General features: G+C 32.5%; 7 protein-coding genes, 2 tRNA genes and 1 pseudogene. 4 read left to right on the plus strand and 6 right to left on the minus strand.

Translation table 11 applies throughout. From position 1 onward, the window contains the following. Nucleotides 1-270: 270 nt before the first annotated feature. Nucleotides 271-513, plus strand: a pseudogene (locus tag AA81_RS14900) (PUA domain-containing protein); the annotation flags it as partial. Nucleotides 514-586: 73 nt separating this feature from the next. On the opposite strand, the gene AA81_RS10700 reads toward AA81_RS14900, so the two are convergent. The 3 genes from AA81_RS10700 to AA81_RS10710 all read right to left on the minus strand — a co-directional run bounded on the left by AA81_RS10700 (nucleotide 587) and on the right by AA81_RS10710 (nucleotide 2122). Beyond that, a tRNA-Cys gene (locus tag AA81_RS10700) sits at nucleotides 587-663 on the minus strand. Nucleotides 664-667: 4 nt separating this feature from the next. Then, nucleotides 668-744: transfer RNA gene (locus AA81_RS10705), tRNA-Asp, on the minus strand. Between the two features lie 46 nt (nucleotides 745-790). Further along, the gene (locus AA81_RS10710; protein ID WP_103898972.1) at nucleotides 791-2122 is read right to left on the minus strand and encodes a trigger factor; all 1332 of its coding nucleotides are present in this window, start codon (nucleotides 2120-2122) and stop codon (nucleotides 791-793) included. A 204-nt stretch (nucleotides 2123-2326) separates the two neighbouring features. Between AA81_RS10710 and AA81_RS10715 the strand changes: the two genes are divergently transcribed. Beyond that, nucleotides 2327-3052: a WecB/TagA/CpsF family glycosyltransferase gene (locus tag AA81_RS10715; protein ID WP_245863601.1), complete on the plus strand. Its 726-nt coding sequence runs from the start codon at nucleotides 2327-2329 to the stop codon at nucleotides 3050-3052. On the opposite strand, the gene AA81_RS10720 is transcribed toward AA81_RS10715, so the two are convergent. Genes AA81_RS10720 through AA81_RS10730 form a run of 3 tightly spaced genes read right to left on the minus strand, consistent with a single transcriptional unit; the run spans nucleotide 3053 to nucleotide 5495 of the window. Next, nucleotides 3053-3994, minus strand: coding sequence for a hypothetical protein (locus AA81_RS10720; protein ID WP_103898974.1), 942 nt, complete (start codon nucleotides 3992-3994; stop codon nucleotides 3053-3055). Continuing rightward, nucleotides 3979-5106 carry a DUF4097 family beta strand repeat-containing protein gene (locus AA81_RS10725; protein ID WP_103898975.1) on the minus strand — a complete coding sequence of 376 codons (1128 nt, stop codon included), beginning with the start codon at nucleotides 5104-5106 and terminating at the stop codon, nucleotides 3979-3981. The genes AA81_RS10720 and AA81_RS10725 overlap by 16 nt, the downstream gene beginning before the upstream one ends. 14 nt (nucleotides 5107-5120) lie before the next feature. Continuing rightward, nucleotides 5121-5495: a DUF2089 domain-containing protein gene (locus AA81_RS10730; protein WP_103898976.1), complete on the minus strand. Its 375-nt coding sequence runs from the start codon at nucleotides 5493-5495 to the stop codon at nucleotides 5121-5123. A gap of 254 nt (nucleotides 5496-5749) precedes the next feature. Between AA81_RS10730 and AA81_RS10735 the strand changes: the two genes are divergently transcribed. Together AA81_RS10735 and AA81_RS10740 are read left to right on the plus strand one after the other, a co-directional pair. Further along, nucleotides 5750-7030: an alpha-amylase family glycosyl hydrolase gene (locus AA81_RS10735; RefSeq protein ID WP_103898977.1), complete on the plus strand. Its 1281-nt coding sequence runs from the start codon at nucleotides 5750-5752 to the stop codon at nucleotides 7028-7030. A 51-nt stretch (nucleotides 7031-7081) separates the two neighbouring features. Next, a partial coding sequence (locus tag AA81_RS10740; RefSeq protein WP_169999747.1) for a signal recognition particle receptor subunit alpha occupies nucleotides 7082-7646 on the plus strand: 565 nt, incomplete at its 3' end.

A 7646-nucleotide genomic window follows, 5' to 3' on the forward strand; every position in this document is an offset into this window, starting at 1 on the left:
TTGTTGAAAGATTTAGGTAATCCGAAATCACTGATCAATATTGTTGAAGAAGTTACTCCTGAGCTTGAAAATCTTGCTAATGGAAAAAGTGGTAAACTAGGTACCGGCGGGATGAGTTCAAAATTAAAAGCAGCAAAGATTTCCATCGCCTCAGGAATACCTTTAACAATTCTCCCATCTTATGAAGAGGGTATTATTACAAAGGCTGTGGATAATGTTGAAAATGAGCAGTTCAATGTTGGTACAACCTTTTTACCTAAAGGAAAAAGAATGAGCAAAAGAAAGAGATGGATTCAATTCAGCTTGAAGCCAAAAGGCGAATTAATTGTTGATAAGGGAGCCCATGAGGCACTTTTAAAAGGAAAAAGTCTGTTAGCGGTAGGGATTGTAAGTGTATCAGGTAGTTTTTCCGTCGGAGATCTGGTGATAATATACAATAAAAAAAGAGAAAGCGTTGGGAAGGGTTTGGTGAACTATTCATCAAAGGAATTAAAAGAAATAATTGGTAAAAAAACCAATGAAATACTTACATTCAAAGAAAACGTTGGTCCTGAGGAAGTAATACACAGGGATAACTTAGTTATAATGGAGGCAACGGAGGGATTTGAACCCTCGAATAGCGGTTTTGCAGACCGCCGCCTTTGACCCCTTGGCTACGTTGCCAAATTGGCGGGGACGACGGGACTCGAACCCGCGGGCACCGGTGTGACAGACCGGCATGATAACCAGCTTCACTACGTCCCCATCAACTTCAAATGTATTTTATCATATAATTTTGCTTTTGTCTAGACTATTCTTCATTTACTTCATTATCAGTATTTGCTTTTTCTTCTTTCTCTTCTTTGGGTGGGTTTACATTTTCACCTTCGAACTCTTCTTTTGATATTTCAACTATTTTTACTTTATCTTTGATGAATTGGGCTACTTTCTCTCTTAATTTGTTCCACACAATTTCATTAGAGAGTTCAGGATTTGAACTTATTATCTCCTGAGCACGTGAGAAAGGTAATCCATACATAGTTGAGAAGTTCTTGATTTCTTGGGATAATTCTTCGTTCCCTACTTTTATATCGTTTTCTAAGGATAGTTTTTCGATGACAACCATCTCTTTAATCCAATTCAAGGCGCTCTTTTTGGTTTCCTCTCTCAATTTATTTTCATCATTTTCGAATTTTTTTAAGTTTTCTTCGTATTTACCCTTGTTTTTAAGATCGTTTATAGTCGAATCAATATAATAATTTAAACTCTCTTCAGAGATATCAATATCCACATAATTTGGTAACTCCGATAAGATATAGTTAATCACAAATTCATCCTGCCAATTTTTAACGGCTTCTTCTCCTTCTTTTTTCAACGTCTCTTTCAGATCATTCAATGTTTCTACTTCAATATTCAGCTCTTTTGCGAAATTATCGTTTAATTCGGGAAGCCTTCTTGTATAAGCTTGTGAGATTCGAACTTTTTGAATCAATTTTTTGTTTTGATCTTCTTTTTCTAATTCAAATTCATCACCGGTAGTTTTTCCGATGAGTTCTTTAACGAGCTCCCTTTCATCATCTTCTCTAACTATTATTTCCTCTTCTTCATCAGATTTGATCACTTCACCGTTTTCATCTACTAAATCATAATTAATTCTTACGTAATCTCCGTACTGTATGGGTTCTTCTTTGGGGTCTAATATTGCGTTGCTCTCTAGTAAATCATTCAATCTTCTTTGTACAAAGTCCTCAACCACTTCTTTAGATTCAGGGACTTTAACCGTCATATTTTCAAATTCTGTTTTTATAATTTCAGGATAGGTGTGAAGCAAAACTTCAAATTCCATGTGTCCCTCATCTTGAGCTCTTGATTCAACAATAATTGGGAAGAGCAACTTTTCTTCTTCTCTGATTTTGTGATCCAGCTCATGTTCTGCTTCTTCCAATAACATATTGTTGAAATCAGAACCCAAGCGCAACTTAATAACCTGTTTGGGAACCTTTCCTTTTCTGAATCCTTCAAAGGTATAATGTTGGTTAATTTCTCGAACGATTTGATCTTCAATTTTTTCAATTTCATCTTTAGAAAATTTGATGAGGTATTTCTTAACATTTTTGTCTTGACTGAGTAAAGTTTTTTCCATGATCCTTCCTCCTAATTTGAGAAGTTTACATCAAAGTTCACAGTATTATACAATGAAAGATAAGGAATTTGGTTAATTAAACGTCAATTTTTGTTTTTATAGTGTAAACATTTTTCTTAATTCAACCTTTTATTTGTATAATATTTTTATGGAAATTCTAATTTATTTGTGATACAATATTTCGACTCGAAACAGTATTTAGAGGTGAATATATTGGTTGGACAGTTCCTTTTGAAAGACATCCCGATGATTTATGGCAGTCAAGATGATATTTATTCTTTTATCGAAGACCAAATCGGAAAAGAGAAACTTTGGATAGTTACTTTAAATGCGTTGATGTATATGGAATATTTAAAGGGTAACGAATATTCTAAAGCCATTAGTAAAGCAACTTTTTCCATTCCTGACGGGGTGGGAATAGTTAAATTACTCAAAAAGAAAGGAATTGAGACGGAAAGATGCCCGGGTATAGATACAATGAAGTATTTGTTAGAATTGTCTGAAATAAATAATTATAGAATATTTTTACTCGGGTCAGAAGAGGGTGTGGTTAAACAAGCAGCTCAAATAATTGAGAAAATTTTCAAGGTAAATATAGTCGGGTATCATCATGGGTATTTTGACAAAAATGCTGAAGGTGAGTTAGTTCGAAAAATTAATGATAGTAAAACAGATCTTCTTTTTGTAGGGATGGGAATTCCAAAACAAGAATCCTTTATTTTTCGAAACTATGAAACGTTACAAGCAAAGCTTATGATGGGAGTTGGTGGTAGCTTTGACGTATTTGCTGGCGTTACGAAAAGGGCTCCTCTTTTCTTTCAGAAGCTTGGATTAGAATGGTTGTATAGAATGTTTGAAGAGCCCCATCGATTCAAAAAATTACCTGATTTATTTAAATTTTATATGAATTTGTATAGAAATAAAGATTAATTACATAAATTCAACATTTAAATGGGAAATTTCCGAGGAAATATTAAGATAACAAGTGTAAGATGCCTCCGAGAAATTATCAGAAACATAAGTTCCATCTTCTCTTTGAAACATTCGTTCAAAATTTTTGAAGTTCAAATCCCCAACATGGTTTAATACTAAAGCAACATCCCTAGGCAATTTTATATTTATCGATGAAACTTCAGAGTCTACATCAACTGTGGTATTATCCTTCTGAGAAGGTATCAAAGTGATTTTAGATGCAGTTGATTTGACTCTCACTTCTCTTGTTTTAATTTGTCTTAAATCAAAAAAAGCTACACTAACGTTCAGTTTTGCACGATAATTGTAATTAATGTTCTCATTTAAATATAAAGTTATCTTTGCCCGTTCAGGTACTTTTACATTGGATACTTTCAGCTTGTTCAAAATATCGACTTTAGAAGAGTCATATTCTTTCCTAAAAGAATATATATCATTATCAATAACAGCTTTTACTTTTACAGGTGTGTCTATCTTAGAAGAGTCAATAGTTACAGAACTCCAGTCCACATCTGTTGACAAGTCAAGTGTATCGCCTGTAAATTTAGGTGGCAGATTTTCGGATATTATCGATTTATTAACCTTTAAGTGGGGTTTTCTTATATGAAATACTCCGCTAAATCCAGCAGCAATAATATAAGACGCGATCATCAATAGAACTAGTTGCCAAAAATCTAAAGAACTGGGAAACAACTCAAATGTATCGATCATAAGTATTATTCCAAATATTAGACTTCCAAGAGTTCCTACGTTTCTCCTTTTGAAAAAACTTAGTCCATATCCAAAAAAAATAACTCCAAAAAAGAATTCTATCAAGCTGAAACTAACCAAGAATTCGTTGAAAATGACTGATAAAACGATTAAAATACCTAATGCAATTAATATTACTCTTCCTGCCATGTATTACACCCCCTGTCCTTTAAAAATTTTTCTGCAAGCTCTTCAGAGTACCCTAACTCTTTTAATAGCTCTATTGCAAAAGATCGAGAAATCTTTTCTTCTTTTAATAAGGACAAAATCTTTTTCTCTTCTATAGTTAGGAATTCATCACCTTTTGAAACATCTTCAGGTTTTTCTTTTTCTATTTCTTCTATGACTTTCCCCTGAGGTTCTACTCCTCTAATACTAATATCCCCACTCAGTACGTTAATTTTTAAAACTCTTTTTTTGGGCATAGTAGAAGAATCACTACTTTGAACTAAATCTACGTTTGATTTTATCGATGATGAATACCTGTTTATTGGAGACTCTAAATAAATTTTTTCTTTTCCTTGAACTATTAGATCTGTATCTCCGGAAGCGGTGTTTACCGAACAATAAAAATCTTCCCCGAGGGAATCTACAAAGATATCACCGCTCGCTGTTTTAAAGTTTGCTACTTTCACGATAGATTTATTTATCGAAACATCACCGGAAGCCATATTTAACTTAAGATTTTCAATTTTAGAGTTATCAACAAAAACATCGCCACTGGCCATACTAAAATCACCATTTAATATATTCACGTTGTGAATTTCAAAATCTCCAGAAGCTCCTTTTAAAATCAGTTCATTCATCTCACTTTTATTTAAGTTGATACTCACGTCACCCGACCCGGTATCCACCATCAAAAATTTCAAAGTTTTAGTTTGATTAGATCCAGTGATATCTACATCTCCTGAACGTGTTTTGATCGTTAAATTATATAAGTTAGTAGAATCCAAATCAGCTTCTATATCAGCAGAAGATAGGTCTAACGTTATTTCGTTAACTTGATCAGCTATGTACAAGTTAATAGGTACTTCATGGAACATTTTAGAGAAAGAAAAGAATCTTGATAAAAAATCACCTTTTTCATAATCTATATTGATTGATACGGTTGTACGAATTGAATTCCAACTAGTTCCTACGTTGATATCTTGATCTTCGTATTCAAGATGAGTTATTTCTCCATGACAAATCTTTATTCTTCCATGAAAATTTCGGGCTTTTATTTTTATGGATTTTGCATCATTCAAATCGATCTTTGGCATTTACAATCACTCCTTTATTTTTTGTATTTTTTTAATAGTTCTTTTGCATCTTCAGGGGTAATCTCTCCTTTTTCAATCTTTTCGAGTATTTCAAGGGTTTTTTCTCTACTTTCAATGCTTTCGGATTCGTATCCCATTGCTGTTGCAACTTCTTCTAATCTTGCTTTTGCCGTAGGATAAGAGATACCAAGCTCTTTTTGTAATTCAGATAAATTTCCTCTCACCTTGATAAAGATCTTCAAAAAATTTAATTGTTGGTTTGTTAATTGTGCAAATTCTTCTAATTCGAAGTTGCCAGATATTTCAGTTCCGCATTCTTCACATCTATATTTTACGATATTTAACTTGCCCCCACATACTGGACATTTGGATAAACGATATTTTGGCATATTAGAACCTCCTATTATTAATTTTTTATGTTTTAAATAATATTTTTGATAGAATTTCCTAGCATTTTGAAAAAATTATAACATAAAACTTTAAAAATGTCAAGATATTATACAAAAAATTTGATTTACTTATTAAAAAAATTAAGTCATGAATTTTGATATAAATTTTTAAAAAAATGATAGGTATTTGATATAATCAATGATATAATATTTGTTGGGTTTTAGGAAAAATTAAACTTTGAGGAGGTTCAAACGTGGCAATAGACTCACCAAGTTGGTTAAAAAGTTCTGTAATTTATGAAGTTTTTGTTAGAAATTATGGAAATGCTGGGACCTTTAATGATATATATAACGATATTGAACGTATTAAGGCTTTGGGAGCAGACATACTGTGGTTCATGCCTTTTTATCCCATTGGAAAGGTTGGTAGAAAAGGTACTCATGGAAGTCCTTATTCGATAAAAGATTACGAAGAAATATCTAAAGAAATTGGAAGCAAAAGAGATTTTAAAAGATTGATAGACAAGGCACATGACAATGGGTTAAAAATAATGATCGATATTGTTTTCAATCATACCTCTATAGATTCAAAGTTGGTTGAAACACATCCTGAATGGTTTATGAAAGATGAAAATGGTAAATTGACAAGAAAAGTTGAAGATTGGATGGATGTTTACGATTTGGATTATGAGCATGAGGATTTGTGGGATTATCTAATAAAAGTTTTAGATGAGTGGGTTGATCTTGGCGTCGATGGTTTTAGATGTGATGTTGCTTCGCTTGTGCCTTTGGAGTTCTGGAAAAAAGCTAGAGAACGATTGAACCAAAGAAAGGAAATTATCTGGTTGGCAGAAACACTTGACCCAAAATTTATTCACGATTTTAGAACTAAAGGGTACAATGTTCATTCAGATTCTGAGGTATACCAAGCCTTTGACCTAACATATGATTATGATGGCTTCTATAATCTAAAAAGTTATTTTTCTGGAGAGAAAGATTTGAATTATTATTTTGATCATGTTTTCTTGCAGGATACAATATTTCCAAAAAATTCTATTAAGATGCGCTTTTTAGAAAATCATGATAATCCCAGAATAGCATCGGTTTTAGAGGGAAAAGATAAGATCAAAAATTGGACTGTTTTATATAATATTTTGCCAGGTGCTTCTTTAATATATGCTGGTCAAGAATTAATGATGGAAAAACTACCTAATCTTTTCGAAAAAGATCCAATTAAATGGAACCAGGGTGATTATGAATTTTTAAGCTTCTTTAAGAAGATTGTTAACATGACCAAAGAGATTAAATCAACCTGTGACCACTTTTCTATCCGGGATTTATCTAAGGGTATAATAATGATAAAATGGAATGGAGAAGAGGATGAATACACTACCATATTAAATTTGGAAGATAGATATGGAGAAATACCAGTAGATTTTACTTTATATGGAACGGATTTAATAACTAACGAAATTGTTTCTATACAAAACTACTTTGTAATCAGAAAATTACCGATTATTATTAAAACGAGGTAGAATTTTGTTTAGTCCAGATTAACCTTTGATTGATGTAATGGAGGTAGATGAATGGGAATTTTTGAAAAGTTCAAAAATGGTTTAAGTAAAGCGAGAAATACCATATTCAAAAATATCAAAACAATTTTTTCGGGTAAAATTCTCGATGATGATGTATTGGAAGAATTGGAAGAGATTTTAATAATGTCTGACATGGGTGTTGAAGTTTCCAATAAAATTTTGGAAGAGTTAAAAAATAAGTACAAAACTGATAATTCTTACAATGATCCACTTTTATTGTTGAGAGATATTTTAGTGGAAAATTTACAGCAAGACGAAGTGGTTAATGATTTCCCGCAAAAACCTTATGTAATATTAATTGTTGGAGTTAACGGTAGCGGTAAGACCACAACTGCTGCAAAGTTAGCAAAGATGTATTCTAGCCAGGGGGAAGAAGTTGTTTTAGCTGCTGCAGATACATTTAGGGCAGCTGCAATTGAGCAGCTCAAAGAATGGGGTAATCGGTTAAATACCACTGTGATTGCTCATCAAAAAGGTTCAGATGCAGCCGCTGTTGTGTACGATGCAATAACGCACGCAAAATCAAGAGGTAAAGATGTAGTGTTAATAGATACTG

This window comes from Petrotoga halophila DSM 16923 (genome assembly GCF_002924615.1).

What these genes read in the sequence shown, in the direction of transcription:
- AA81_RS10710 (WP_103898972.1), bottom strand. Translation starts at nt 2,122, where the DNA reads ATGGAAAAAACTTTACTCAGTCAAGACAAAAATGTTAAGAAATACCTC.
- AA81_RS10720 (WP_103898974.1), bottom strand. Translation starts at nt 3,994, where the DNA reads ATGGCAGGAAGAGTAATATTAATTGCATTAGGTATTTTAATCGTTTTA.
- AA81_RS10725 (WP_103898975.1), bottom strand. Translation starts at nt 5,106, where the DNA reads ATGCCAAAGATCGATTTGAATGATGCAAAATCCATAAAAATAAAAGCC.
- AA81_RS10730 (WP_103898976.1), bottom strand. Translation starts at nt 5,495, where the DNA reads ATGCCAAAATATCGTTTATCCAAATGTCCAGTATGTGGGGGCAAGTTA.